Source organism: Arthrobacter sp. (genome assembly GCF_031179985.1).
Taxonomy (GTDB): domain Bacteria; phylum Actinomycetota; class Actinomycetes; order Actinomycetales; family Micrococcaceae; genus Arthrobacter.
In genome coordinates this window covers 1-24,674 of record NZ_JAPSHJ010000050.1, presented here as the reverse complement: position 1 = coordinate 24,674, position 24,674 = coordinate 1, and the positions used below count along the sequence as shown (strand labels likewise).

The 24,674-nt window shown below is 62.4% G+C and carries 22 protein-coding genes, 1 tRNA gene and 1 pseudogene; 15 read left to right on the top strand and 9 right to left on the bottom strand.

Features of this window, described 5'->3' with window-relative positions:
* Both RIN13_RS17240 and RIN13_RS17235 read right to left on the bottom strand, forming a co-directional pair.
* Positions 1 to 234, bottom strand: a pseudogene (locus RIN13_RS17240) (hypothetical protein); the annotation flags it as partial.
* An 82-nt stretch (positions 235 to 316) separates the two neighbouring features.
* Entirely contained in the window at positions 317 to 799 is a 483-nt protein-coding gene (locus RIN13_RS17235) for a MarR family transcriptional regulator (RefSeq protein ID WP_309108542.1), read from the bottom strand.
* Positions 800 to 896: 97 nt separating this feature from the next.
* Between RIN13_RS17235 and bcp the strand changes: the two genes are divergently transcribed.
* The 8 genes from bcp (at position 897) to RIN13_RS17195 (ending at position 10,975) form a co-directional block, all read left to right on the top strand.
* Complete coding sequence (bcp, locus tag RIN13_RS17230; protein WP_309108540.1) at positions 897 to 1,370, top strand: thioredoxin-dependent thiol peroxidase; 474 nt, start codon at positions 897 to 899, stop codon at positions 1,368 to 1,370.
* Between the two features lie 77 nt (positions 1,371 to 1,447).
* Positions 1,448 to 1,529: transfer RNA gene (locus RIN13_RS17225), tRNA-Leu, on the top strand.
* Between the two features lie 245 nt (positions 1,530 to 1,774).
* On the top strand, positions 1,775 to 2,449 hold the full coding sequence (locus RIN13_RS17220; protein WP_309108539.1) for a fasciclin domain-containing protein: 675 nt from the start codon (positions 1,775 to 1,777) through the stop codon (positions 2,447 to 2,449).
* Between the two features lie 250 nt (positions 2,450 to 2,699).
* Positions 2,700 to 4,376 carry an ABC transporter substrate-binding protein gene (locus tag RIN13_RS17215; RefSeq protein ID WP_309108538.1) on the top strand — a complete coding sequence of 559 codons (1,677 nt, stop codon included), beginning with the start codon at positions 2,700 to 2,702 and terminating at the stop codon, positions 4,374 to 4,376.
* A gap of 79 nt (positions 4,377 to 4,455) precedes the next feature.
* Complete coding sequence (locus RIN13_RS17210) at positions 4,456 to 5,961, top strand: malate:quinone oxidoreductase (RefSeq protein WP_309108537.1); 1,506 nt, start codon at positions 4,456 to 4,458, stop codon at positions 5,959 to 5,961.
* A gap of 66 nt (positions 5,962 to 6,027) precedes the next feature.
* Positions 6,028 to 9,231 (top strand): efflux RND transporter permease subunit, encoded by a 3,204-nt coding sequence (locus RIN13_RS17205; protein ID WP_309108536.1) that lies wholly within the window; start codon positions 6,028 to 6,030, stop codon positions 9,229 to 9,231.
* Positions 9,232 to 9,362: 131 nt separating this feature from the next.
* On the top strand, positions 9,363 to 10,514 hold the full coding sequence (locus tag RIN13_RS17200) for an LLM class flavin-dependent oxidoreductase (protein ID WP_309108535.1): 1,152 nt from the start codon (positions 9,363 to 9,365) through the stop codon (positions 10,512 to 10,514).
* Entirely contained in the window at positions 10,514 to 10,975 is a 462-nt protein-coding gene (locus RIN13_RS17195; protein WP_309108534.1) for a MarR family winged helix-turn-helix transcriptional regulator, read from the top strand. The genes RIN13_RS17200 and RIN13_RS17195 overlap by 1 nt, the downstream gene beginning before the upstream one ends.
* A gap of 16 nt (positions 10,976 to 10,991) precedes the next feature.
* Here RIN13_RS17195 and RIN13_RS17190 read toward each other — a convergent pair whose 3' ends face one another.
* Together RIN13_RS17190 and RIN13_RS17185 are read right to left on the bottom strand one after the other, a co-directional pair.
* Positions 10,992 to 11,798, bottom strand: a complete 807-nt coding sequence (locus RIN13_RS17190) for a transglutaminase family protein (protein ID WP_309108533.1) — start codon at positions 11,796 to 11,798, stop codon at positions 10,992 to 10,994.
* Positions 11,799 to 11,871: 73 nt separating this feature from the next.
* Positions 11,872 to 12,690 (bottom strand): hypothetical protein, encoded by an 819-nt coding sequence (locus RIN13_RS17185; RefSeq protein WP_309108532.1) that lies wholly within the window; start codon positions 12,688 to 12,690, stop codon positions 11,872 to 11,874.
* A gap of 90 nt (positions 12,691 to 12,780) precedes the next feature.
* On the opposite strand from RIN13_RS17185, the gene RIN13_RS17180 reads away from it, so the two are divergent.
* The 3 genes from RIN13_RS17180 (at position 12,781) to RIN13_RS17170 (ending at position 15,023) form a co-directional block, all read left to right on the top strand.
* The gene (locus tag RIN13_RS17180; protein ID WP_309108531.1) at positions 12,781 to 13,443 is read left to right on the top strand and encodes a DUF1684 domain-containing protein; all 663 of its coding nucleotides are present in this window, start codon (positions 12,781 to 12,783) and stop codon (positions 13,441 to 13,443) included.
* A gap of 109 nt (positions 13,444 to 13,552) precedes the next feature.
* Positions 13,553 to 14,146, top strand: a complete 594-nt coding sequence (locus RIN13_RS17175) for a DM13 domain-containing protein (RefSeq protein ID WP_309108530.1) — start codon at positions 13,553 to 13,555, stop codon at positions 14,144 to 14,146.
* A 25-nt stretch (positions 14,147 to 14,171) separates the two neighbouring features.
* Positions 14,172 to 15,023 carry a fumarylacetoacetate hydrolase family protein gene (locus RIN13_RS17170; RefSeq protein WP_309108529.1) on the top strand — a complete coding sequence of 284 codons (852 nt, stop codon included), beginning with the start codon at positions 14,172 to 14,174 and terminating at the stop codon, positions 15,021 to 15,023.
* Here the strand turns inward: RIN13_RS17170 and RIN13_RS17165 are convergent.
* From RIN13_RS17165 to RIN13_RS17145, 5 genes are read right to left on the bottom strand one after another with little or no spacing between them, the layout of a single operon-like run.
* The gene (locus tag RIN13_RS17165; RefSeq protein ID WP_309108528.1) at positions 15,010 to 16,173 is read right to left on the bottom strand and encodes a cysteine desulfurase family protein; all 1,164 of its coding nucleotides are present in this window, start codon (positions 16,171 to 16,173) and stop codon (positions 15,010 to 15,012) included. The genes RIN13_RS17170 and RIN13_RS17165 overlap by 14 nt on opposite strands.
* Positions 16,174 to 16,179: 6 nt before the next feature.
* Complete coding sequence (nadC, locus tag RIN13_RS17160; protein WP_309108527.1) at positions 16,180 to 17,142, bottom strand: carboxylating nicotinate-nucleotide diphosphorylase; 963 nt, start codon at positions 17,140 to 17,142, stop codon at positions 16,180 to 16,182.
* Entirely contained in the window at positions 17,139 to 18,839 is a 1,701-nt protein-coding gene (gene nadB, locus RIN13_RS17155; RefSeq protein WP_309108526.1) for an L-aspartate oxidase, read from the bottom strand. The genes nadC and nadB overlap by 4 nt, the downstream gene beginning before the upstream one ends.
* The gene (nadA, locus tag RIN13_RS17150) at positions 18,836 to 20,146 is read right to left on the bottom strand and encodes a quinolinate synthase NadA (protein WP_309108525.1); all 1,311 of its coding nucleotides are present in this window, start codon (positions 20,144 to 20,146) and stop codon (positions 18,836 to 18,838) included. The genes nadB and nadA overlap by 4 nt, the downstream gene beginning before the upstream one ends.
* Positions 20,133 to 20,852 carry an NUDIX domain-containing protein gene (locus tag RIN13_RS17145; protein ID WP_309108524.1) on the bottom strand — a complete coding sequence of 240 codons (720 nt, stop codon included), beginning with the start codon at positions 20,850 to 20,852 and terminating at the stop codon, positions 20,133 to 20,135. The genes nadA and RIN13_RS17145 overlap by 14 nt, the downstream gene beginning before the upstream one ends.
* Before the next feature lie 267 nt (positions 20,853 to 21,119).
* Between RIN13_RS17145 and RIN13_RS17140 the strand changes: the two genes are divergently transcribed.
* Genes RIN13_RS17140 through RIN13_RS17125 form a run of 4 tightly spaced genes read left to right on the top strand, consistent with a single transcriptional unit; the run spans position 21,120 to position 24,378 of the window.
* A complete protein-coding gene (locus tag RIN13_RS17140; protein WP_309108523.1) occupies positions 21,120 to 22,550 on the top strand; it encodes an amino acid permease in 1,431 nt (476 codons plus the stop codon).
* Complete coding sequence (locus RIN13_RS17135; RefSeq protein WP_309108541.1) at positions 22,522 to 22,830, top strand: biotin/lipoyl-containing protein; 309 nt, start codon at positions 22,522 to 22,524, stop codon at positions 22,828 to 22,830. The genes RIN13_RS17140 and RIN13_RS17135 overlap by 29 nt, the downstream gene beginning before the upstream one ends.
* 4 nt (positions 22,831 to 22,834) lie before the next feature.
* Positions 22,835 to 23,662 (top strand): alpha/beta fold hydrolase, encoded by an 828-nt coding sequence (locus tag RIN13_RS17130; protein ID WP_309108522.1) that lies wholly within the window; start codon positions 22,835 to 22,837, stop codon positions 23,660 to 23,662.
* An 11-nt stretch (positions 23,663 to 23,673) separates the two neighbouring features.
* Positions 23,674 to 24,378 carry a phosphoribosyltransferase family protein gene (locus RIN13_RS17125; protein ID WP_309108521.1) on the top strand — a complete coding sequence of 235 codons (705 nt, stop codon included), beginning with the start codon at positions 23,674 to 23,676 and terminating at the stop codon, positions 24,376 to 24,378.
* Positions 24,379 to 24,674 lie beyond the last annotated feature (296 nt).

Here is a 24,674-nt window from a genome sequence, read left to right as displayed (position 1 = left end):
CCGCGGAAGCACGAGTGACAGAACTGCCGGAACGCTTGAGGAGACGTAGTGTCCCGGACGCCAGAGGTAAGCGAATCCACGCCGTCGGCGGAAAGCAATCTGACTTTTCGAAACCTGCACCTGGACAGCGCCGAGCTGGTTGGTGCATGAAGCAACAGCCTCGTAGATGGCCAGTCCAAGGGGCGACCCATGAAAGAACTCGGTGGGATCAGACGGAATCGAAGACTGACTCATGCTCCTCTACCTCGATTGCCGCGACGTCGTCGATTGGCGGCCGCGGGATCTTCTTACGGTGCCCCTGGCTCAGACATGCGGCTTAGACAACCTGGTTAGCCTCCACAGGAATGCCGGATTCGGCACTGGCAACAATCGCCTTGGTTTCCGGGGACGAGAAGCGCTTGGCGAGCTCCACCACGACTGCCCGCAACTCCTGCCGGAGGACATCGGGGTCGATGGATGCCGACGCCAGCACTGAACGCTCCATGTCCGCCGCCGCTGAAACAGCCTCGCTCCCACGATCCGTCAAGGTGACTACGTGGCTGCGCCGGTCAGAGGTGCTGCGTTCCCTGCGGATGTGCCCGTGTGCCTCGAGCCGGCTGAGGGTCTTGCCCATGGTTTGCGCCTGGACGCGGACCAGTTGGGCAAGTTGGGCCTGCGTCATGGGGCCGTTGACTGACAGTACTTCCATGGCAATGACACCGGCGTGCGTCAGTCCGATGGCACCCAGTTTTTCATTCCATGAGTGTTCGACAAGGCGCGCCGCCGTGGACAATAGGCGCCCAGTGGGCCAGCGATCCATATCAGGCATACCACTTAGTATAGCGAGCGTCCGATTCGGTCCTTGACTCCCAAGGTCATTAGGCTTGAGTGTCCTAAAAGTTTCGAAGGAGAAAAAAGTGGTTGAACGTCTCATACCGGGAGCCAAAGCCCCCCAATTCACCTTGAAAGACAGTACGGGCAAGGACGTCAGCCTCTCCGATTACCGCGGCCGGAGCACCGTGGTCTACTTCTATCCGGCGGCGGCGACCCCGGGCTGCACCAAGCAGGCCTGCGATTTCCGTGACAACCTGGCTTCCCTGCAAGCGGCCGGCTACGAGGTCCTTGGCATCTCCCCGGATCCGGTCAGTAAACTGGCACGGTTCGCAGACCAGGAGGGGCTCGAGTTTCCCCTGTTGTGCGACGAGGACCACGCGGTGGCCGAGGCCTATGCCGCTTGGGGCGAGAAAAAGAACTATGGCCGCACCTATGACGGCCTCATCCGGTCCACCGTCGTCGTCGACCCCGAGGGCAACGTTGCACTTGCCCAATACAACGTGAGGGCAACAGGCCACGTTGCAAAGCTGCGCCGTGACCTGAAGCTGGACAGCTGATCCGGACGATACAATAAAGGCTGGCATCCGCCGTCGGGCTTTCAGCGTTCGCGCTGATACCTCGACGGCGACGCCAAGCGCGAGTGGTGAAATTGGCAGACACGCAGGATTTAGGTTCCTGTGCCTTCGGGCGTGGGGGTTCAAGTCCCCCCTTGCGCACTGCGAGTTACATGTTGGAAGCCCCGGCCTTATGGCCGGGGCTTCCGCAATTTAAGGGCTCAGACCCGAATGAAAAGGACACGGGCGAAAAAAGAATCTCCTCTGTACCCATCCGCTGGCATTAAAAAGCCGAATACCCAGTGAGGCACCAAGCAAGAGAAGGTGTCCGCCAGTCGGATTCACGGCACGAACAGACAGAAGACGGTCTGGCTCAAATACAGATCGCCCTATCAAGGAGAATCGAAATGCAGTCCATCAAGCGCACGTCTTTCACCGTTGCAGGTGTTGCTGCCGCAGCACTGTTGAGCCTCACTGCCTGCGGCGGAACAGCCAGCACAGCTCCCGGCTCTGCGGCTCCCGAACCTTCCGCCTCCAGCATGGCCCCCTCCCCCAGCCCGACAGCAACAGAATCGAAAATGATGGATCCGGCGGCAAACCTCGTCGGTGCCGGCTGTGCAGACTACGCCGCCCAGGTCCCGGACGGCGCCGGTTCCGTTGCAGGGATGGCCCTGGATCCCGTGGCAGTCGCGGCTTCCAACAACCCGATCCTCACCACCCTCACCGCGGCCGTTTCGGGCAAGCTGAATCCGAAGGTCGATCTCGTGGACACCCTCAATGGCAGCGAGTTCACTGTTTTCGCGCCGGTTGACGATGCCTTCGGGAAAATCGATGCGGCCACGATCGAGACCCTCAAGACTGATGACGCCCTGCTGAGCAAGATCCTGACCTATCACGTAGTGCCCGGTCAGATCTCCCCTGATGAAATTGTGGGAACCCACCCGACGGTCCAGGGCGGCACGGTAACAGTGACCGGATCCAAGGACGCTCTGAAGGTTAATGACGCCGGCGTCATCTGCGGCGGCGTGCAAACTGCCAACGCCACCGTTTACATGGTGGACTCTGTCCTGATGCCCAAGTAACGGCATCCCGGCAGTCACCCAGCCTCCTGCCGCGGCCGCGGACTGAGTCCCCGGGCGCATCCAGGAGCCACAGGGCCCGCATCCAGGTGCGGGCCCTGGTTGCTGTACGCCGCATATCGGACGGCGTTCGGGCACCTCACCTTGTGGCGGGCGACGACGACGCGAAACCGCGGCAGCCGCTGGTGGTCAATTAGACTAATGACTGTTCTGCAGTCCGCGGAGCGCCCAGCCGTCCCGAGGTGATCACCGAGTGCCCAGAAGTAAACCGCGCAGCGTCGGAGGAAGCATTGGCGCCGCGCTTTTGGCGTTGCTGCTCGTCTCCTGCACCGGGGCACCCTTGCCCACCCCCTCACCTTCGCAGTCCGCCAGCCCGGCACTGGCCACCACCGGACCAACAGCCACTTTTACCTTCGGCACAGCCGCGCAGCCCCTCGGGCTGGACCCCGCACTTGTCTCGGATGTGGAAGCGTTCAGGGTGACCCGCCAGGTCCTGGAGGGCCTCGTCGGGGTTGACCAGACAACGGGGCTCCCCACTCCGCTGCTTGCCACCGAATGGAACGAAACGGACAACGGCCGGAGCTACACCTTCAAGCTCCGGGACGGCGTGAAGTTCCAGGACGGCACGCCCTTCGATGCGAAGTCCGTCTGCACCAACTTCGACCGCTGGTTCAACTTCCCCGCGTCCTTGCGCAAGCAGGCTCCTGGAAGTTCCTTCAACGGGGTCTTTGAAGCTCATTCGGACCAGGCTTCGCTGTCAATCTATAAAGGCTGCTCGGCAATTGCCCCGGACAACGTCCGCATCGATCTCACCCAGCGCTTCACTGGATTCCTCCAGGCGTTGACCCTCCCGGCCTTCGGCATCTCCTCCCCCAAAGCCATGGCCGAAGGGACCGCCGACGTCCTGGATCAAACACGCGAGGGCTCAGCAATCTCCAAGTATGCCACCCACCCCGTGGGCACCGGCCCCTACAGTTTTGCCGGCTGGGATAACACCAAAGTCACCCTCATCAGCAACAAAGATTATTGGGGGGACAAGGGCCAGATCGGCACCATCAACTTTGTTACCTACGATCACCCGCAGGCCAGGCTGCAGGCTCTGCTGGACGGAAAGATTGACGGCTACGACGCCGTCACTGTAGGCAACTTTGATCAGCTGGTTAAGCAAGGTAAGCAGATCATCCAGCGCGATCCCTTCTCAGTGATGTACCTCGGCATAAACCAGGAAATACCGATCCTCCAGAACCTGGAGGTACGCCAGGCGATTGAAATGGCGCTGGACAAGGACACGCTGATCCGGAAGTTTTACATCGATAACACGGCAGAAGCTGCACAGTTTGTTCCACCCAAGCTGAACGGCTTCAACAATGATGCGCCTACCCTTGGATACGATCCGGTGAAGGCCAAGGATCTGCTGGCCAAGTCCGGCTACAAGGGCGAGCAGCTCAAGTTCTACTACCCACTGAACGTAACCCGGCCTTACCTTCCTACCCCCGAAAAGATCTACGCGGAGATCAGCAGGGAACTGACCGCCGTCGGCTTCAACATCAAACCCGTACCGGTCGAATGGTCAGACGGGTACCTGCAAAAAGTACAGTCCACCGGCGACCATGCACTGCATCTTCTGGGCTGGAACGGCTCATACTCTGATCCTGACAACTTCGTGGGGCCGCTCTTTGGTGAAAAGAACGGTGAGTTCGGTTACCAGGACGCCCAGGTCTTCTCGAAGATTGAGCGGGCCCGGGGGCTCCCCGAGGGGCAGGAGCGCACGGATCTGTATCACACCATCAATAACCAGATCGCTGCGTCGGTCCCCGCTGTGCCGATCGCGTTCCCCATTTCGGCTCTCGCGCTCTCCGACCGGGTTCTCAAATACCCCGCCTCCCCGGTCTTAAATGAAGTTTTCACAAAGGTCGAGCTAAAGCCTTGACGGACGCCGGCAATTTCAGTAAGTAGCCTGCGCGGGGATATTCTGTGACAGCCAGAGCCGCTGCTATCGGAGACTGATTGTGACTTTCATTTCCAAGACAAAAAAAGCCGACGTCGTCCTGATTGGCGGCGGCATCATGAGCGCCACACTTGGCGCCTTCCTCAAGCAGCTCGAACCGAACTGGACAGTTTCCCTTTTCGAACGCCTGGACGAAGCCGGGCTGGAGAGCTCCGGCCCCTGGAACAATGCCGGTACCGGCCACGCCGCACTGTGTGAGCTCAACTACACCCCCGCAGCCAAAGACGGCTCAGTGGATCCCGCCAAGGCCCTTCACATCAACGAGCAGTTCCAGTTGTCGCGCCAGTTCTGGTCGCACCTGGTGACCAACTCGCTGATCGGTTCGCCGAAGAACTTCATCAACACCGTTCCCCACATGAGCTTCGTCATTGGCGAGGCCAACGCCGGCTTCCTGAAGAACCGTTACAACGCCTTGAAGCCGAATGTGCTCTTCCGCAACATGGAGTACTCCGAAGACCAGGCCCAGATCGCCAAATGGGCTCCCCTCATCGTCAAGGGCCGTGACTCCAAGCAGCGTGTGGCCGCCACCCGCGCGGCGGAGGGTACCGACGTCGACTTCGGGGCCCTGACCCGCGACCTGATCTCCTATCTGGGCAACAACGGCGTCGAGATCAACTACGGCCACGATGTCACCGGGATCCGTCGCGCGTCAGGCGGCGGCTGGGACCTGTCCCTGAAGTACCCGAAGTCCGGCGAGCACGGAAAAATCCACGCGAAGTATGTCTTTGTGGGAGCTGGAGGCGGTGCGCTGCACCTGCTGCAGGCCTCGGGAATACCGGAAAGCAAAGGGTTTGGCGGGTTCCCGGTGTCAGGGCAGTTCTTCCGCTGCACCGATGAGAACCTGGCCGCCCGGCACAGCGCGAAGGTCTATGGACAGGCATCGGTAGGAGCACCTCCCATGTCTGTACCCCACCTGGACACGCGGTTCGTCCAGGGCAAAAGGTCCCTGCTCTTCGGTCCTTATGCGGGCTTCTCCACCAACTTCCTGAAACACGGCTCGTACCTGGACCTCCCCCGCTCCATCCGGCCCCATAACATCATCCCCATGCTTGCGGTAGGCAAGGACAACATGGACCTGACCGCCTATTTGATCAAGGAAGTCGCAAAGCGCCACGGCGAAAAGGTCGAGGCCCTTCGCGAGTACTATCCGGAAGCAACAGACGGCGGTTGGGAACTCATTACGGCCGGCCAGCGTGTTCAGATCATCAAGAAAGATCCGAAAAAGGGCGGCGTGCTCCAATTCGGCACTGAAGTGATCGCCGGCCGCGACGGTTCCATCGGTGCCTTGCTCGGCGCATCGCCTGGCGCCTCCACTGCTGTACCCATCATGATCGAGCTCCTGCAGAAGTCCTTCCCGAAGAATTTCAAGGGCTGGCAGTCAAAGCTCAAGGAGATGATGCCCGGGTACGGCGTGAAGCTCAACGACAACCCCGAGCTCGCTGTCCAGCTTGAAGAAGAGACCGCCAAGGCGCTCCAACTGGAACCGGTCAGCGCGACGAAGAGCTGATCCTGCAGGGGAGGCGGCGGGCCGTGCGTTCGATCATTGTCCGTCAATCCACCAGGAGATTATGAGATGTTCCGGCTGGCAAAGCTCTCGCTGGCAAACCGGGCCCTGATCGCGCTGATCACTGTTTTCGCGTCGGTATTCGGCGTGATCACGATGTCCTCCTTGAAGCAGGAGCTCATCCCGTCCATCGAGTTCCCGCGGATCACCGTTATTTCCTCCATGCCCGGGGCCTCTCCGGAGGTGGTGGACAAGCAGGTCAGCGCCCCCTTGGAGACGGCGTTGAACGGGGTCGAAGGGCTGGAATCGACGTCTGCTACATCCCGCAATGGTGTCTCGCAGATCAATCTCGTCTTCACCTACGGATCGAACCTGGACCGTGCCCGGAACCAGATTGACCGGGCCATCTCCAACGCCAAACGGACTTTGCCTGAAGACGTCGAGCCACAGGCCATAGCAGGGAGCATCAGTGATTTCCCGATTGTCTTTCTGGCGGTGTCCTCTGACAAGTCGCTGAGCGAACTGAACGCCGACCTCCTGCGGCTGAGCGTTCCTGCCCTGCAGAAGATCGACGGCGTCAGGGGCGCCGAGGTTACCGGCGGAGCAACCCAGCACATCCAGATCCTTCCCCGGCCCGACGCAATGGCCGTCAAGGGCGCCACGCTCCAGTCGATCAGTGATGCGCTGAAGAACAACGGGGCCCTGGTGCCTGCCGGAACCATCGAGGAACAAGGCAAGTCGCTCTCCCTGCAGATCGGAAGTCCCGTTGATTCCCTCGATGCCATCAAGGCCCTTCCCCTGGGTGGTGCCAGGGAGGCTGCAACTATCGGCAGCGTGGCGGACGTCAGCATCGAAGACGACAACCGGACCTCGATCACCCGGACCAACGGCAAGGAAACCCTTGCGCTGTCAGTTACCAAGAAGCCCGACGGCGACACTGTGGCAATCTCGCACGCAGTCAATGATGCGCTTCCCCAGCTTGAGGCCGAGCTCGGCGCCAATGCCATTTTCACCCCCGTTTTTGATCAGGCACCATTCATTGAAAAATCCATCAAGGACCTGACCACTGAGGGGCTGCTGGGCCTCGGATTCGCCGTCGCCGTCATCCTGGTATTTCTGCTCTCGGTGCGGTCCACGCTGGTGACAGCTGTCTCCATTCCCCTCTCCCTCCTGATTACGTTCATCGGCCTGTCCGGCACTGGATACTCGCTGAATATCCTGACCCTGGGTGCCCTGACAATCGCCATCGGCCGCGTGGTGGACGACTCGATCGTGGTGATCGAGAACATCAAGCGTCACTTGAGCTACGGCGAGCCAAAGGTCACCGCCATCCTCACCGCCATCCGGGAAGTTGCGGGGGCCATCACTGCCTCGACCCTCACCACTGTGGCAGTGTTCCTTCCCATTGCCTTTGTGGGGGAATTAGCCGGCGAGCTCTTCCGCCCGTTTGCCCTCACCGTCACCATTGCCCTGTTGTCCTCCCTGCTCGTTTCCCTGACAATCGTCCCCGTCCTGGCCTACTGGTTCCTCAAGGGCTCTCCCGCTGCGGCGGATCCCGGAACCGCTGCCGAAACAGCGGCCAAGGCCAGCGAAGCTGAGCAACGCACCATGCTGCAGCGGGGCTACCTTCCCATCCTCCGGAAGACGCAGAAACATCCTGTGGTGACACTGGTCGCGGCGGTGCTGGTCCTGGGTGCGACGGCAGCCATGACTCCGCTGTTGGCGACCGATCTCCTGGGCAGCTCCGGCCAGAACAGTATGAGCATCCGTCAGCAACTTCCCACCGGTACCAGCCTTGCCGATGCAAACACCGCGGCCGCCAAGGTTGAAGATGTCCTGGATGACATCGACGGAATCAAGGATGTCCAGGTCACCACTGGCAATGCCCAGGCGGGCTTCGCCGCGCTCCTGTCCACGGGCGCATCAAATTCAACATTCACTGTGGTTACCGACGAGAAGGCGAAGCAGTCCCTGCTTCAGGACACTGTTCGTGAGCGCCTGAAAGAAGCCGGCGTTGCAGGAAAAATCTCGGTAGCAACCCAGCAAGGGGGCCTGGGTACGTCATCAACGGTGGACATCACCCTCAAGGCGTCGAACTCCGGAGATCTGCGCACTGCGAGCGATGCCATGGTGCAGGCCATGGAGAGTGTCCCGGGAAGCACGGAGACGGTAACCAACCTGGCCACAACCCAGCCCGTGGTCCAGATCAAGGTGGACCGGGCGAGGGCCGTCGCCGCCGGACTCAACGAAGAACGCGTCGCCGGCGTCCTGGCTTCAACCATCAGTCCCATTCCGGCGGGAACTGTCCGGATCGATACGAATGATTTTCCTGTCCAGATAGGCCTCGGCACGCAGTTCAAGAGCATTGATTCCGTCAGGAACATCCCACTTCCCGGCGGCAAGGGACTGACGCTCGGCAGTATCGCGTCAGTCCAGCAGGTGGACTCCCCCGTCTCGATTACCGCCAGCGGCGGGCAGCGGACGGCGACTGTCTCCATTACGCCGTCGGGGTCCAATCTTGGTGCCGTCAGCGGCGAGGTCCAGAACAGGCTGAAGACCGTTCAGTTGCCGTCCGGGGTCACGGCCGAGATCGGCGGCGCCACGACGCAGCAAGCCGAGTCCTTCCAGCAGTTAGGGCTTGCCCTGCTGGCTGCCATCGCGATTGTGTACGTGATTATGGTCGCCGCCTTCAAATCGCTGGTGCAGCCCCTGATACTGCTTGTTTCCATTCCTTTTGCAGCAACGGGCGCTATCGGGCTCCTGCTTCTGACCGGAATTCCCCTGGGCTTGCCTTCACTCATCGGGATGCTGATGCTGGTGGGCATTGTGGTCACCAACGCCATTGTGCTGATCGACCTCATTAACCAGTACCGGCAACCACGGGACGGCCAGCCGGGAATGAACGTGGCTGACGCCATCACCCATGGTGCCCGCCAACGCCTCCGGCCGATCCTGATGACTGCCCTGGCCACGGTTTTCGCGCTGACACCCATGGCGTTGGGCATTACCGGCGGCGGCGGATTCATCTCACAGCCATTGGCGATCGTCGTCATTGGCGGGCTCCTGTCCTCCACAGCCCTGACTCTGGTCCTGGTGCCGGTTCTCTACCGGCTGGTGGAGGGTCGGCGTGAAAGGAAATCCCTGCTGTTGGCCATGAAGCAGCGGCCCGCCTTTAGCCCGGCAGCAGATGTCGATGCTGAATTCGCGGACTGGACCAGGGGCAAGATCCCCAAAGTCAGCGGACGGCGGGCTGCTCCGGGCGAGCCGAGCTAACACGCTGTCCCGGCCCTGCCGGGAATAATTCCAACCTCGCTGCGTTGTATCCGGCGATAGATGCAAATGCATGTATATCCGGCTATACTGGAATCAGTTCTCCGGAACTTCACGAATCTGAAAGGGACATCATGCAGATCGGCGTATTCAGCGTCAGCGACATCACGACCGACCCCACTACGGGCCGTACTCCCACTGAGAACGAGCGCATCAAGGCGGAAGTGGCCATCGCCAAGAAGGTCGAAGAGATCGGCATGGATGTCTTTGCCATCGGGGAGCATCACAACCGGCCTTTCTTCTCCTCCTCGCCCACCACCACGCTGGCGTACATCGCAGGCCAGACGGAGCGGATCATCCTCTCCACGGCCACCACCCTGATCACCACCAACGATCCTGTAAAGATTGCGGAAGACTACGCGATGCTCCAGCACCTCGCCGACGGCCGGGTGGATCTGGTGATGGGACGAGGCAATACGGCACCCGTGTACCCGTGGTTCGGCAAGAACATCCAGGACGGCATAGAACTGGCGATAGAGAACTACAGCCTGCTGCGCCGGCTCTGGGACGAGGACACCGTCAACTGGTCCGGTAAACACCGCACACCACTGCAGAACTTCACGTCCACTCCCCGGCCTCTCGACGGCGTTGCACCCTTTGTCTGGCACGGATCGATCCGCAGCCCGCAAATTGCGGAAGTGGCCGCTTACTATGGCGACGGTTTCTTTGCGAACAACATTTTCTGGCCCAAAGAGCACTACCAGCAGCTGATCGGTCTTTACCGTGAGCGTTATGAGCACTACGGACACGGGACGGCGGACCAGGCGATCGTCGGGCTGGGCGGACAGTTCTTCATGCGCAAGAACTCCCAGGATGCAGTCAAGGAATTCCGGCCATACTTCGACAATGCACCGGTGTATGGCCATGGACCGTCGCTGGAAGACTTCACGTCTCAGACCCCGCTGACGGTCGGAAGCCCCCAGGAAGTCATCGAGAAGACCCTCACCTTCCGGGAATTCTTTGGCGACTACCAGCGGCAGCTGTTCCTCATTGACCACGCAGGCCTGCCGCTGAAAACCGTGCTGGAGCAGCTTGATCTGTTCGGGGAAGAAGTCCTTCCCGTCCTTCGCAAGGAATATGCGGCCCTTAAGCCCGCCCACATTCCCGAGCCTCCGACCCATGCTGCCCGGGTCGCTGCCCTGCTGGCGGCACAGGACAAGGAATCCTCTGCCGCGGCTCTGCCTCAAACCGCAGGGACGGCAGCAGTCTCAGCAAAGGAGGCCTGATGGCCGAGCGTCCAGCCGCATCGCCGGTCCGCCTTGCAGCGGAAACCTGGGAGTCTCTCTTCCGCGCCCAGGTTGCCGTGATGCGTCGACTGCAGTCCGGACCTGCTTTCAAGTCAATAGCCCTCAATGAATACGACGTCCTGTTCACCTTGTCGCGCTGCCCCTCGGGCTGGCTCCGGCTCAATGAGCTGAACGACCATATCCTGTTGAGTCAGTCCAGCCTGAGCCGGCTGGTGGAGCGGCTGGAGAAGCGCGGCCTGGTGGAGCGTATGCCCGCTCCCGACGACGGCAGGGGGGTCCTGCTGAAGCTCACCGAAGCGGGAGCTGATCTGCAGAAGCAGATCGGCAGGATGCATGTCCGCGATATTGAGGCGCTGATGACGCCGTCGCTGACTGCGGCTGAACAGCGCGAGCTGCTTCGGCTTACTGAGAAGCTCCGAGGCGCCGTCGCCCGGCACTAGCCTCCCAGGCCGGGCACTAGCGAAGTACGACCAGCTTTGACGGGTCTTCCTCCGGCAATATTCCGTCCACCACCGCGGTGACGCCCAGCTCCCTGAGGGTGAGGCTTCCTCCGATTGTTGAGAGGAAGGCGGTGTCGGAGGAGTCCCGCCCTGCCGTGATGCGGAGCATGCTTTCCCGCGGTGCCAACCCTGTGGGGTCAATGATGTGCCAGGCCCCGTTGAGGTGGGCCTCCACCACGGCATGGAAATCCATGGGGCTCAGTCCGGGAGCGTAGACGGCAGCGAGCCGGCACGGCACGTTTTTGGACCGCAACAAAGCAATGGCCAGGTGAGCGAAGTCCCTGCAGACACCCCTTCGGTGCAGCAGGGTCTCCACTGCCCCGTCGGTTCCCCGCGAGGATCCACTGATGTAGCGCAGCTCGGTGGATACCCAGTTCCGGACCGTATGCAGGAGTTCTTCCCCCTGGAGCCCTCCGAATTCCGCGTAGGCGGTGGGCAGAAGGCGATCAGATTCCGCATAGCGGCTGGGCCGGACGTAGCGGATGAGATCCATAAGGGTGGGCTCCTGAGGGATCGCCTGCCCGGAGACCGTAGCGGCATAATCGACGGTTACTTCGGAGGGATCAGCAAGCTCAAAGTAGTGGAACCTCCCGCCGTGATCATCGGCCAGTTCGGTGACCGGAACGTTTTGGCCGCCGGCTGTCACGGACAGCGTTTCTGTCACCGAGGAATAGCCTGCATTGCTGGCCACGGCAACAGCCAGCGCAACTTTCGTGTCAGCGGTGGTCTTGAAGACGAGCCGGGCGGCGACCGAGCGTTGCATGTATCTCCGGAGTATGAAGTGGAAGCAGAGCAGCCCTCAAACCGCCGGCCAGAAGCAGCCGCAAACGGTGGGACTAGTTATGGATCTTCAGAGACATTAGCATCCGCTGGACGTTGGCGAACTCAGATCCCTCGTTCACGTACTTGGCCGCCTGATCCAAGGTGTCAAAGGATTTCGCCGGTGCCACCTTTTCATCCGTGGCAAACGCCTTCAGCGCAGTGAGGTCGCCGAAGGAATAATTGCCTTTGCCTGCAGGACCGCGAACCACGTTCTGCAGGCTGCAGGCCTTTCCGTCCGTGCCGCCCACCATGTTGGTGATGCCAAATGAACCGAAGAACTTGTACCCCTGGATGACGCGGAACACCACTCGTGGCGGAATCGTTCCTTCCCCGTCAGCATGTGGCAATTCCACCGGAACGCTGCTGACAACCACGTAGGGCTTGGCCGCAGCAGCGGCACAATCCACCGGAGCCGCCGCAGGCAACCCGGTCTGCAGGGTGGCCAGGTAGGCTCCTTTGGAATCCTTCACCTCGATTTTCAGGGCACCGGGCAGGGAGCCATCCACGGGCGGCAGGGACTGGGTAATCCACTCCTGCGGCAGCTCAAAGCTCACTGTTTTCCCAGGATCGTTGAAGACCTTCCAGGCGGAAGCGGTGGCGCCGACTCCTGGAGTCTCGGCTCCAGACGGGGTGGCCTCCGCAGTTCCGGTTCCGGGTACAGCGGTCTCCGTTGGATTTGCAGTGGGGGCCTGGGACGCGGAAGCTGACGGACTCGCGCCCGCCGTCCACGCCGGAGTGCCTTTTCCGTCGTTGCTGCAGCCGGCCATCGCCGCGGCCGCCACAAGCAGTACTGAGGTTAGCCGGAGCGATGCGGAGATTCCCGTCCCTGTCATGCATCCCAGCGTAGCGGTGAGCGGGGACCCGCGGCGGTGCGCGGCGCAGCGTTTCGCGGTGGGGATGCCAAAGGCGGCTAGGCTGGGGGAATGGCGAATTTGCAAGAAAATCGGGGCGGCGACAACATGACGGAAATCTCCGCCGTCGACGTCGCAGACTGGCGGCTACGGACGTTCGCCCTTTATGACAATGTCCGGCGGATTGCCGCGGACAACCCGGCGGAAGCGCATTCCTATTGGCGGCAAGAGCGTGACCGTATGTTCGGGACCCACCCCGCCTCGCCCCTGACGGCCGGCGATAAGGCAGTTTTTGGCGGCCTCCGGACAGCCGATTACGATCCCATCTACCGCTTCAACGTCCCGCTGACGAAAGAGGGCGCGGGCCGGGAGATGAGCGTCGATAACGGCACCGATGGTCCCGTGCATTTTGTCCGGCTTGGGACCTTTGACTTTCCCGAGATGGGCCAGCTGGCAGTCTGGAAGATCCAGGGCTACGGCGGAGGCATCTTCGTACCCTTCCGCGACGCCACCGCCGGGCAGAGCGGCGGCAGTTACGGTTCCGGGCGATACCTCCTCGACACCATCAAGGGCGCCTACCACGGCATCCGCGGGTCTGGTCCCTCGGCAGAATTCATCCTGGACTTCAACTTCGCCTATAACCCGTCATGCGCTTACAACGAGGCCTGGGCCTCTCCGCTTGCGGGGCCATCCAACCGCCTCGCGGTGGAAATCCCCGTGGGCGAGCTCTCCTAGGCCGAAGGACTCTCCCCTCCTCTCTCCGGCAGGCAGACTCTCCCGGGTTGTCAGCAAACGGTAAGACTTTCCTCGGGACAGGGCAGCTCGCCGCGCCTACCGTGGAGACATGGAATTCCTCAAACGCCGCAACGTCCTGGCCATGCTCATTCCCTGCGCGGTGGCTGTGCTGTTGATCGGCGCCTACCTTTTCCAACCCTGGCGGCTCTTCACAAGCAGCACGCTTAATGAGGCCCTGCCTGAGGCCGTGTCCGCGTCCTCCTCCCCCTCGAACACAACGGCAGTTTCGCCGTCGTCCCCCACAGAAAGTATCCAGCCCACGCCGTCCGCAGCGACTGCAGGGGCCCCGGTTTCGGAAGCTGCACCCATTGTGGTGGCCAAGGGCGATTTTCAATCCCAGGAGCATCCCACCAGCGGTACGGCCAGCCTCCTCAAGCTGGCGGACGGCACGCAGCTGGTGCGGCTCGAGAATCTGGCGAGCAGCGATGGTCCCGACATCAAGATCTGGCTCAGTGAGCTCGACGCCGGCGGGGACTGGTTCAAGTACCGCGGAGGCAAATACCTTGACCTCGGCCCCATCAAGGCGACTCATGGCAGCCACAACTACGTCATTCCTGCCGGTGCCGACCTGAGCGGACTGGATACGGTAGTGCTCTGGTGTGACAGGTTCAGCGTCGCGTTCGGTTCCGCTGCCCTGGCGTAGTGCCGGCTGAGCATAGGATGTGGGGATGATTCCTGGTTCGTCCCGCCGCATCGCCCGCGTCCGCCCCTTGGTCCCGGAATCAACAATGCGACCGTCCGAACAGTACTTCGTAACCAACGACTGCCCCGATTTCAGCTCTGCGGAAGGGCGGAGCTGGACGGTCATCTCCTCGCCCTTTCCGGAGTCATTGGCAAATGCGGAAAGCCCGGCACGTACGGGCTGGACTGCAGGCCAGGAGGTCAGCGAGGACACCTTCCGTTTTCTGGCTCCCAGCGTTCCCGCCAATGTTCTGGGGATGGCCCACAATACGGGCCCGTCGAGCCGGGCCCTGCCACCTCAGGCGTTCCACAAGGCAGCTACGAGTGTCATTGGACCGGGCGACACCATTGAACTGCCGGAAGGAGGAGGGCAGGTTGACCCGGAAGCCGAACTGACCATCGTCGTCGGGCGTAAAGCGCGCGGACTGACCCTCAAAAACGCCCGCGCTGCCGTACTCGGATACACGATCGGGAACGACGTGACCAGCCGGGACCATCAGAAGACGGATCAGCTGTGGATCAGCGCCAAGAGCCAGGACACCTTCACACCGGTTGGACCATGGCTGGTCACTGATCTGGACGACTCTGCGCTGTCCATGGGGATCACGCACAACGGTCGGACGCTCGGGGCCGGGAGCTCAGCTGACCTCGGGTGGAAGGTGGACGAGATTTTGGTGTACCTGACTTCTTTTATGACCCTGCATCCGGGTGACCTCGTCCTCACCGGGTTTCCGGCCGAATCTGTACCTCTCCAACCCGGCGACACCGTCACGTGCCAGGTGGAGGGGATCGGCGAACTCAGCAATCCAGTAGGCGTCAGGGACGTCAGCGGCCGCTGAGGGAACGGATATTCCCGACGGCGGCGCCCACCGCCGCTGCTGCTTCCTCCAGTTCAGCGGAGCCCACCGTTGAGTCGAAGCTGAACCGCACGGCAGTTTGGGCGACTTCTGCCTCTATCCCCAGGGCGAGCAGCACCGGGGATGCCGCATCAGATCCTGCTGCACAGGCAGAGCCGCTTGAGCACACCACGCCTTGACGCTCCAATTCCAGCAGGACCGATTCCCCGCTGGTGCCGGGGAAGCAGAACGATGCGATGGACGGGAGCCGCTCCCCGGGGTGACCAGTCAGGATGGCACCCGGTACGAGCGCCAGGACGGTCTTGATGAATTGATCGCGAAGCCCTGCCACCTTGGCCGCCAATGGCTCTCCCTGCTCCGCCGCGCCAACGAGTGTGAGTGCCTTTGCCAGAGCTACTGCTCCGGCGACGTTCTCCGTGCCCGAGCGGCGTCCCCGCTCCTGGCCTCCTCCATGAACCAGTGGCTCAACGCGGGTCCGGCTCCGGAGGTAGAGTGCCCCGTTCCCCTTGGGTGCACCGAGTTTGTGGCCGGAAATGCTGAGGGCATCCACACGCAACGTTTTGGTGTCCAGGGAAAGCCAGCCTGCAGCCTGGACCGCGTCTGTGTGGAACGGTATGCCATGGTGGTGTGCCACAGCAGCCAAAGCAGCCACCGGCTGAATGGTCCCGATCTCGTTGTTCGCATACATGACACTGACGAGTGCGGTTTCAGGCCGCACCACTTCTGCGAGCGCCTCCGGTGTCACCTGCCCGTAACGGTTCACAGGCACCACATCAACGATGAACCCGTGGAACCGTTCCAGGTACCTGGCAGATTCCTCCACTGCCGGATGCTCTATGGCGCTGATGGCTACCCTGTTGTAGCGTGGGTCAGCGGCCTGGCGGGCCAGCGAGATCCCTTTCACGGCCAGGTTGTCGGCCTCCGTACCACCTGAGGTGAAGGTTACTTCGCCCGGACGGCAAGCGAGGGAACGCGCCACAGTTGCCCTCGCGTCAGCGAGCGCGTTGGCTGCAGCTTCGCCGAGGGTATGGTGGCTGGAGGGGTTGCCGAATTCACCTGTCAGGTACGGCCACATGGCTTCGAGCACTTCCCGCCGGACCGGTGTGGTGGCTGCCGCGTCGAGGAAAATCATGACGGTTCAGCGATCTCCGGAGCCAGCAGTGAGGGTGAGGCCGGGACTAAGGTCCAGCTCAATGTCCAACCCGAGATCCAAGGCGGCCACGGTGTGGGTGAGCCCTCCGATTGAGATGACGTCCACCCCTGTTGCGGCGATGCCGGCCACCGTTTCCAGGGTTACGTTGCCGCTCGCCTCGATCCGGGCACGCCCGTTCACTAAAGCGACTCCAGCGGCGAGCTCGGTCAGGCTGAAGTTGTCCAGCATGATGGTGTCTACCCCGGCCGCAAGCACAGGTTCGATCTGCTCCATGGTGTCCACCTCCACCTCAAAGTGGGTGGTGTGCCCGAGCTGTGCCTTGGCTTGGCGGAGGAGTTCAGTCAGTTTCCGGGAATCACCGCCGGTAATCACGGCCAGGTGGTTGTCTTTTGCCAGTACTGCATCTGACAGGCTGAAGCGGTGGTTCGCCCCGCCCCCGCAGCGGACCGCATAACGCTCCAGGACCCGAAGCCCCGGGGTGGTTTTCCTCGTATCGGTGATCCGTGCCTTCGTTCCGGCCACCAGGTCCACAAACCCTGCTGTTTTGGTGGCAATCGCGCTCATCCGCTGGATCAGGTTCAACGCAACGCGTTCGGCGAGCAACACCGCCCGGGCATTGCCTGTCACTCTGGCAAGAGACGTGCCCGCGGTAAAGCGCTCCCCGTCGGCCACCAGGAGCTCGACGACGGCATCCGGATCAGCGAGCGTCATCGCGGCAGCGAACACGGTTCCTCCGCTGAGTACGCCGGGAACCCTGGCATTGAGCACCGCGGTTGCCCTGGCTTCTTCCGGGATGAGGGTCTGGGATGTGATGTCGCCATAGGGAGCGTCCTCTTCGAGGGCGGAGCGGAGGACTTTCAGGACGGCGGCGTCCGGAAGGCTCCCCACGGAGCTGCCAGTGCCGGAGACAGCATCGCTCGGAGTGAAGGCGTGGGCAGTGGAGGTCATGAGCTGATCCTTTGCATCGGAAGACTGGTGGCACCCTGACCACGCAAGTTCTGTGGGGTGTCAGCGCGGTAGTGCGCACCAACAGACTCTTTCCGTGACCTTGCTCCGGCAACGAGCAACTGTGCTGCCAGCAGCAGGTTCCGGTCTTCGAAATCACTTACGGACTGCGCGTCAGTCCGAGCCACGTCTGCGGCCCAGACCGCCAGCTGCCGTGCTGCCTCGTCCAGCTCAGTACCCGTACGCAGGACGCCGGCTGCCCGGGTCATCAGACGGGACAAGGCACCGCGGCTGAAGTCATCGGCGAAGCCAGTGAAAGCCACCGGCGCGTGATTCGGCGAAGCAGATCCTATGGCAACGCTGGCGTCGTTCGCTGCAAGGCCGGCAGCGGCGTCAAAGCGGGCCGCCGGTTCGGCAGCGTCAAGACAGGCCTCCACTGCGCGCCTGCCAAAAACGAGGCCTTCGAGCAGGGAATTGCTTGCCAGCCGGTTGGCGCCCTGAGCACCCGTGCAGGCAACCTCGCCGGCAGCGTAAAGCCCCGGGACTGTTGTACGGCCCCAGAGGTCTGTGGCGACGCCTCCCATCCAGTAATGGGCGGCCGGGGATACGGGAAGCACTTCCGCCGTCCAGTCGTAACCGGCAGCGCGTGTGGCAGCTGTCAGAGTCGGGAAACGCCGCGCCAGGAATCCGGGACCCTTGGACGCTTCGACGGCGCGTGCATCCAGGTAGACCGGACTGTCGGCCGGCGCCCCGGTCCCTGCAAGGTGGAGGGCAATGCTGCGTGAAACAACATCGCGGGGGGCCAGTTCGGCATCGGGGTGGTAATCAGGCATGAACCGGTGACCGGCAGCGTCCGTGAGGATCGCGCCTTCACCACGCACAGCCTCGGAGATGAGCAGCGGGGGCGGCCCGCCGGGCCGCTCCGTTGCCGCCAGCGTGGTGGGATGGAACTGGAAGAATTCCAGGTGCCGGACAGCTGCGCCCGCACGCCAGGCCGAGGCCAAACCGTCTGCAGTGGCCACATCCGGGTTGCTCGTGCGGGCAAAAAGCCGGCCGGCGCCGCCGGTAGCCAGCAGCACGCCGTCGGCACCGATGTTGGTGACCAGTCCGTTGTGGAGGTACTTCACCCCCGAAACGCGTCCGTTCGACATCGTCAGTTCGGTCACGAACGCGTCCGTCACCAACCGCAGCCTTCCGCTGACTGCCCGCTCGAGGACGGCGGCGATAAGTCCCCTGGCGATGCCCGCGCCGGTCGCGTCCCCGCCGGCATGCAGGATCCGGGGTGCGGAGTGGGCCGCTTCCAGCCCCAGGGCAGGATGTCCGGTGTCATCGCAGTCGAAGTCCACCCCGAATCGCTTCAGCCCGGTGATATCGCGGACGGCTTCGGTGCACAGCACGCGGACGGCTTCCGGGTTGTTCAGGCCCGCGCCGGCCGCGAGGGTATCTGCGATGTGCGCGGCAACAGAGTCACCGGGCGCCGCTTCTCCGGGCTCCAGCACTGCTGAAACTCCACCTTGCGCGTAGAAGGTGTTGCTCTGTTCCAGGGTTCCTTTGGTCAGGAGCACCACGTCAGTCCCGCGGCCATGCGTCCGGGGCGCGTCGGCGGCCAGCAGGGCAGCGTAGAGTCCTGCTATACCGCTTCCGACGACGACGAGCGTGCGCTCGCGTCCGGAGTTCCGCGTTGACTCCTGCCCATTCATGGACGGGCCGCCAACATCCGTTCCAACGCCAGGCGTGCCGGGCCTGCAACGGCGTCGTCGACAGTGATGCGGTTGAGCACTTCGCCGTTCACCAGTCCCTCAAGGACCCAGGCGAGGTAGCCCGGGTGGATCCGGTACATCGTGGAACACGGGCAGACAACCGGGTCCAGGCAAAAGATGGTGTGCTGCGGGTACTCGGCGGCAAGCCTGTTCACCATGTTGATTTCGGTACCGATGGCGAAGACTGTTGGCTCAGTGGCGGCCGCGATGGCCTTCCGGATGAAGTCCGTGGACCCGGCCGAATCGGCGGCGTCGACAACCTCCATGGGGCATTCGGGGTGCACAATCACCTGCACTCCGGGAAAGTCGATCCGTGCTTTTTCGATCTGGCCGACGTTGAAGCGCTTGTGGACTGAGCAGAAGCCGTGCCAAAGGATCACCTGGGAGTCCTGCAGGGTGGTTTCGTCATTACCGCCGAGGTCCTTGCGGGGGTTCCACATGGGCATCCGGTCCAGGGGCACGCCCATGGCCTTGGCAGTGTTTCGGCCCAGGTGCTGGTCGGGAAAGAACAAAACCCGCTGTGCGCGCTGGAATGCCCACTCCAGCACAGTGGCTGCGTTCGAGGATGTGCAGACGATTCCGCCGTGGTCTCCGCAGAAGCCCTTGAGGGCCGCGGAAGAATTCATGTAGGTGACGGGTATGACTGGAACACGGCCGTCGGCGTCGGGCTCGGTGCCGAAGACTTCCTCCAGCTGCTCCCAGCACTCTGTCACGGAATCAATGTCCGCCATGTCTGCCATGGAACAACCGGCGGCGAGATTGGGCAGGATCACAGCCTGATCCGGCTTGGAGAGGATGTCGGCCGTCTCGGCCATGAAGTGCACGCCGCAGAAAATGATGGCTTCGGCTTCAGGCCTGGTCAGGGCTGCATTGGCCAGCTGGAACGAGTCACCCACAAAGTCGGCGTATTCGATGACTTCGTCCCGCTGGTAGAAGTGGCCCAGGATCACAGCCCGCTCCCCCAGAATGGCTTTGGCCGCCCGGATCCTCGCGTCCAGCTCGGCGTCACTGGCCAGTTTGTACTCTTCCGGCAGCTGCCCCTGCCTCGGGGTGGCAGGAGGTGCGACGTCGGCGCTTGAAGCACCGGGACCGTAGGCGGGCGTACCAGCCAGGGCCTCGGCGAGATCGTAGTCCCAGGGGCCCTTGGCCAGGGCCGGGCTGCAGGTGGAGGCCTTCGCCGCCGCGAAGGATCCATTTTCGGCCTGTTCACGGGTAATGAGCTGGATGGTTGTGTTAACGCTGCTCATGATTGCTCCTGTTATCTGGGTCAAGGCCTGGGTGGCCAATAAAGCGGTAAAGGCGTGGAGGGCGGTGTTTCCCGCCCTGGAGGTATTCACCGGTTTCCTGAATCTCAGGGGTGGATTTGAGTTGCCGACGAAAGTTGGCCGGATCGAGTTGCCTGTCCAGGACGGCCTCATAGACCTCCCGCACTTCCGCCAGCGTGAAGTATTCACCAAGCAGGTGATAGGCAATGGAGCCGTAAGCCATCTTGTTCCGCAGCCGCCACAGCGCGTAGTCCACGATGGCTTTGTGGTCAAAGGCCAGTTCCCCCAGCCTGTCGGCGCGGAACCACTTCACGTTTTCAGACTCATCGGCGAGGGCGGCCTCTGTGGGCTGGACGAGCGCCCAGTAGACGATCGACACCACCCTTTGAGTGGGCGAGCGGTGGAGGCCTCCGAATGCGTACAGCTGCTCCAAGTATCGTGGGGCCAGTCCAGTGGTTTCCTGAAGGTTGCGCGAAGCGGCGTCCTGGAGGGATTCGGCATGGGAGAGCGGGCCGCCGGGCAGCGCCCAGAGTCCTTTGAAAGGCTCGCGGATCCGCCGCACCAGCGGAAGCCACAGAGTCGGGCGGCCCGACTGTTCACTGGGACGAAGGGCAAAGATAACAGTGGAAATGGCAAGTGAGGGTGGGGCCGCCTGGCGCTCCGAGACATTGGCTGCATTCGTGTACATGATTCCCACCCCCTACGGCACCCTGCGGTGTCCGGACTACTTCCCGGCCGAACCGGGCTTCAGTGAAAGAGTTATAGTCACATTGACTAGAACTCATCGTAAAGCGTGGAGGCTTCAAAACAAAATGTTTCGGATTTTGCCGGACAGGTTCGTTGGCAGGACGCACGCCCGGGGAGCATCGATGAATTAACGTGACCAAGGAAAAGGGGTAAATTCGGTAAGTCCCATAAGGACCCGAAACCCACCGACCCCCAAGAAGGTTCGCCCATGACAACGAAGTCCGCCGCGGAACGCCCTACCTCCAAACAGCCGGCGAATAAACGCCCTGCCGCTCACCTTGGTCATTCCCTTCGTCCGCGCCAGCTGACCATGATGGGGCTTGGAAGTGCCATAGGCGCCGGCCTCTTCCTCGGATCCGGCGCCGGCGTACAGCTGGCCGGGCCTGCCGTCCTGATCTCCTACCTCGTGGCAGGCACCCTGATCATTGTGGTGATGTGGGCCCTCGGAGAAATGGCCGCAGCACATCCCAACAGCGGAGCCTTCTCCGTCTACACCGAACGTGCCCTGGGCAAGACAGCGGGAGCTGCCGTCGGGTGGCTCTGGTGGCTTCAGCTGGTAGTGGTTATAGCCGCGGAAGCGCTTGGAGCGGCGGCACTGTTGTTCTCGGTGTGGCCCGTTATCCCCGTGTGGGCCCTTGCTTTGGCGTTCATGGTGCTTTTTACCGCTATTAACCTCGCCGGAGTGAAGAATTTCGGCGAGTTCGAGTTCTGGTTCGCCATTCTCAAAGTCACGGCAATCGTCCTGTTCCTGGCCATAGGCGCAGCCCTGCTTCTGGGCCTGTTGCCCGATGTGCCCTCGCCCGGCTTGTCCGTCATCGGTGCAGACTTCGCCCCGGCGGGCCTCGGCGGCATCGCGGCCGCTCTCTTTGTGGTCATTTTCGCGTTTGGTGGAACCGAAATCGTCAGCGTTGCTGCGGCCGAGACCGAGGACCCTGCACACAGCGTTGGCGGAGCGATCCGGACAGTGGTGTGGCGCATCCTGGTCTTCTACATTGGATCGGTTTTGGTGATCGCCGCAGTTCTGCCCGTTGGCTCCCCCGGCCTGCAGTCGCCGTTTGCGGGAGTGCTCGACGCCGCCCGCATCCCTGGTGCCGGCACAGCCATCACGCTGGTGGCAGCAGTCGCGCTTCTCTCCGCTCTCAACGCCAACTTGTATGGGGCATCACGCATGGCCTACTCGCTGTCGCAGCGCGGCGAGGCCCCCTACTTTCTATCGAAACTGACGCCAGCGGGGGTTCCGGTGCCTGCGGTTCTGGTCTCGGTGGCCTTCGGCTTCGCCGCCACGGTGCTGGAACTGATCTTCCCGGAGCAGATCCTCCCGGCCCTCTTCCAGCTGGTGGGTTCGACTTGCCTGGTGGTCTGGGGTTCTGCTTTGGCGTCCCAGCTGATCCTGCGCAGGAGGGCGGACCGGGACGGAACAGAACTTCCCTTGCGGATGAAGGGGTTCCCGGCCCTGACGATCTTCGGGCTGATCCTTTTGGCCCTCATTTTGGCAGTCGGCTTCTGGGCAGAAGCCAGCCGCATTCAGCTGTTCAGCACCCTTGTCCTGATCGCCGCCATCGCAGCTGCATGCCGGATAGGCACAAAAATAAAACTGGGCCGCCGCGTGTCTGAGACTGCCCATCGAGGGCCTGATTGAGGCAACGGTGCTGGAATGGCTGGTGGCGCCAGGCGACCAGGTTGAACGTAACCAGCCGCTCGTCGAGGTAGAAACCAGCAAATCCGTGGTTGAACTCCCGAGTCCGCAGGCGGGTAAAGTGGTGCGTATCCACGGCGGGCCGGGCGACAAAACCAACGTCGGCGAACCCCTGATCGTGTTTGAGGTGCCGGACAACACGGCTGGCATCGTGGGCACTGTCCCGAAGGAAGTGGCACCGAAGCGCCGGGTTCGCCTGAGCGCCGTACTTGATGAGGACTGACACGATGAGCGGCAGGCACACCGGCGAACAGCATTCCCACACGGTCGAGGGTACCGACCCCCAGCTGCACGTGGCAGTCCATGAGCCAGAGCGCGACGCCGGCCTGCGCCCCATCCTGCTGCTCCATGGATTCTCCTCATCCAGCAAGTTGAACTGGGAAGATACCGGCTGGCTGCAGGCACTTCTTTCAGCGGGGCGTAAAGTCATCACCGTTGACCTTCCCGGTCACGGCCGCAGCGGGGCGCCTGAGGATCTGGACTCATACACACCCAGCCGGATCCGTGCGGATCTCCTGCAGATAGCGTTCGACGCCGGCGTCCGGCCTGTGCAGGATGGTGACCCTGCCAGTGGACTGGATCTGATCGGCTACTCCCTCGGGTCGCGTCTTGCGTGGGAGTTCGGTGCCACGCAGCCGGAGATCGTCCATCGGATCGTCCTGGGCGGACCGAACACGGCAGACCCGCTGGCCGCCTTCGACATCGTGGCCGCTCAGCGTTACCTGGCCGACGGAACTCCTATCGCCGACGAGTCCACCGCCCAGCTGCTGAAGATGGCGCTGGTGCTTCCCAGCAACAACATTTTTGCGCTGCTCTCGTTGGTGCAGGCCATCAAGGCCGAGCCTTACGATCCGGCCGAGGCAGTCCCCCATGTGCCAATCCTCCTCGTCGCGGGCGAGAACGACGAGCGCGCGGCGACCATGCCTGACCTGGCCGCCATCGGTTCAAAATCCGGAGCGTTGGTGGAGCAGCTGGTGATTCCCGGACGAAACCACACCAGCGCACTTACAAGCCGCGTCTTCAAACAGGCGGCCATCGAGTTCCTCTCCGTCTGAAACTTCCCCTGATGAACACGCGCTACGAGGACCGCGAGGATGCAGGGAGGCGCCTGGCCGCTGCCCTCCCCCAATTCCGTGAACGTCCTGACACCCTGGTCCTTGGCCTGGCCCGCGGGGGCGTGCCGGTGGCCGCAGCTTTGGCTGCTGCGCTGTACCTGCCGTTCGGGGTCATGCTCGTCCGAAAACTGGGAATCCCGGGCCATGAGGAAACCGCCTATGGCGCCCTGGCCCTTGCTCCGGCAGGCGCTGACGAATCCGATGCCGGCCATCCGGCAGCCGAGGGAAGGGTGGTACGGATCATCAACAGGCCCCTGCTGGCCCAGATGCTTGAGCACGGTGTCCGGCAGGAGTGGTTGAACCAGGTGGAAGACCGCGAGCGCGCAGAACTTCTGCGCCGTGCCCGCAGCTATCCCGGCCTGAAGCTGGACCTGAAGGGGAAAACAGTTCTCCTCGCCGACGACGGACTGGCTACGGGCGCAACCATGCGGGCAGCGGTAGAGGCTGTCCGTGGTTCCGGCGCTTCAACAGTGGTGGTGGCGGTCCCTGTTGCCTCGGTGGAGGCGCAGGCCTCCCTTGAGCGCGTCAGCGACTTCGTCCTCTGCCTCCACCTGCCAGGAAAGTTCCGGGCAGTGGGCGCTTTCTACCACCACTTCGAGCAACTGAGGGACGAGGACGTAGCGGGCCTGCTTCAGCAAGGACTCGGTGCAAACTGACCTTCCCAGTTCGTCTCGTCCTAGCCGGGCGTCGCTTCCTACCCGGGCGTTGTCCCCATCGACGCCGTCCTGGTGGCCCGGTGGGCCTTTGAGGAACCGCGAACAACGCGTTCAGGGCAACGTTCGCCCAGACTGCACTCCACTTCCAGGAACCGGCGCGGTAGGTGACAACCAGGAATATGGCTTCCAGCGCGAGCAGGAGGAGGAAGTACGGAAGCCAGAAACTCCAAAGCATCGGATTCAGGAGCGGTACCGGATGGCCATCAGCATTCTCGAATACTGAGTTGAACTGCTGC

Coding starts and splice junctions, on each gene's coding strand:
- nadA (WP_309108525.1), bottom strand. CDS start 20,146: ATGAGCAGCGTTAACACAACCATCCAGCTCATTACCCGTGAACAGGCC.
- RIN13_RS17180 (WP_309108531.1), top strand. CDS start 12,781: ATGGCGAATTTGCAAGAAAATCGGGGCGGCGACAACATGACGGAAATC.
- RIN13_RS17145 (WP_309108524.1), bottom strand. CDS start 20,852: ATGTACACGAATGCAGCCAATGTCTCGGAGCGCCAGGCGGCCCCACCC.
- nadB (WP_309108526.1), bottom strand. CDS start 18,839: ATGAATGGGCAGGAGTCAACGCGGAACTCCGGACGCGAGCGCACGCTC.
- RIN13_RS17140 (WP_309108523.1), top strand. CDS start 21,120: ATGACAACGAAGTCCGCCGCGGAACGCCCTACCTCCAAACAGCCGGCG.
- RIN13_RS17205 (WP_309108536.1), top strand. CDS start 6,028: ATGTTCCGGCTGGCAAAGCTCTCGCTGGCAAACCGGGCCCTGATCGCG.
- RIN13_RS17185 (WP_309108532.1), bottom strand. CDS start 12,690: ATGACAGGGACGGGAATCTCCGCATCGCTCCGGCTAACCTCAGTACTG.
- RIN13_RS17165 (WP_309108528.1), bottom strand. CDS start 16,173: ATGATTTTCCTCGACGCGGCAGCCACCACACCGGTCCGGCGGGAAGTG.
- RIN13_RS17195 (WP_309108534.1), top strand. CDS start 10,514: ATGGCCGAGCGTCCAGCCGCATCGCCGGTCCGCCTTGCAGCGGAAACC.
- RIN13_RS17125 (WP_309108521.1), top strand. CDS start 23,674: ATGAACACGCGCTACGAGGACCGCGAGGATGCAGGGAGGCGCCTGGCC.
- RIN13_RS17235 (WP_309108542.1), bottom strand. CDS start 799: ATGGATCGCTGGCCCACTGGGCGCCTATTGTCCACGGCGGCGCGCCTT.
- RIN13_RS17130 (WP_309108522.1), top strand. CDS start 22,835: ATGAGCGGCAGGCACACCGGCGAACAGCATTCCCACACGGTCGAGGGT.
- nadC (WP_309108527.1), bottom strand. CDS start 17,142: ATGACCTCCACTGCCCACGCCTTCACTCCGAGCGATGCTGTCTCCGGC.
- RIN13_RS17200 (WP_309108535.1), top strand. CDS start 9,363: ATGCAGATCGGCGTATTCAGCGTCAGCGACATCACGACCGACCCCACT.
- RIN13_RS17170 (WP_309108529.1), top strand. CDS start 14,172: ATGATTCCTGGTTCGTCCCGCCGCATCGCCCGCGTCCGCCCCTTGGTC.
- RIN13_RS17220 (WP_309108539.1), top strand. CDS start 1,775: ATGCAGTCCATCAAGCGCACGTCTTTCACCGTTGCAGGTGTTGCTGCC.
- RIN13_RS17175 (WP_309108530.1), top strand. CDS start 13,553: ATGGAATTCCTCAAACGCCGCAACGTCCTGGCCATGCTCATTCCCTGC.
- RIN13_RS17190 (WP_309108533.1), bottom strand. CDS start 11,798: ATGCAACGCTCGGTCGCCGCCCGGCTCGTCTTCAAGACCACCGCTGAC.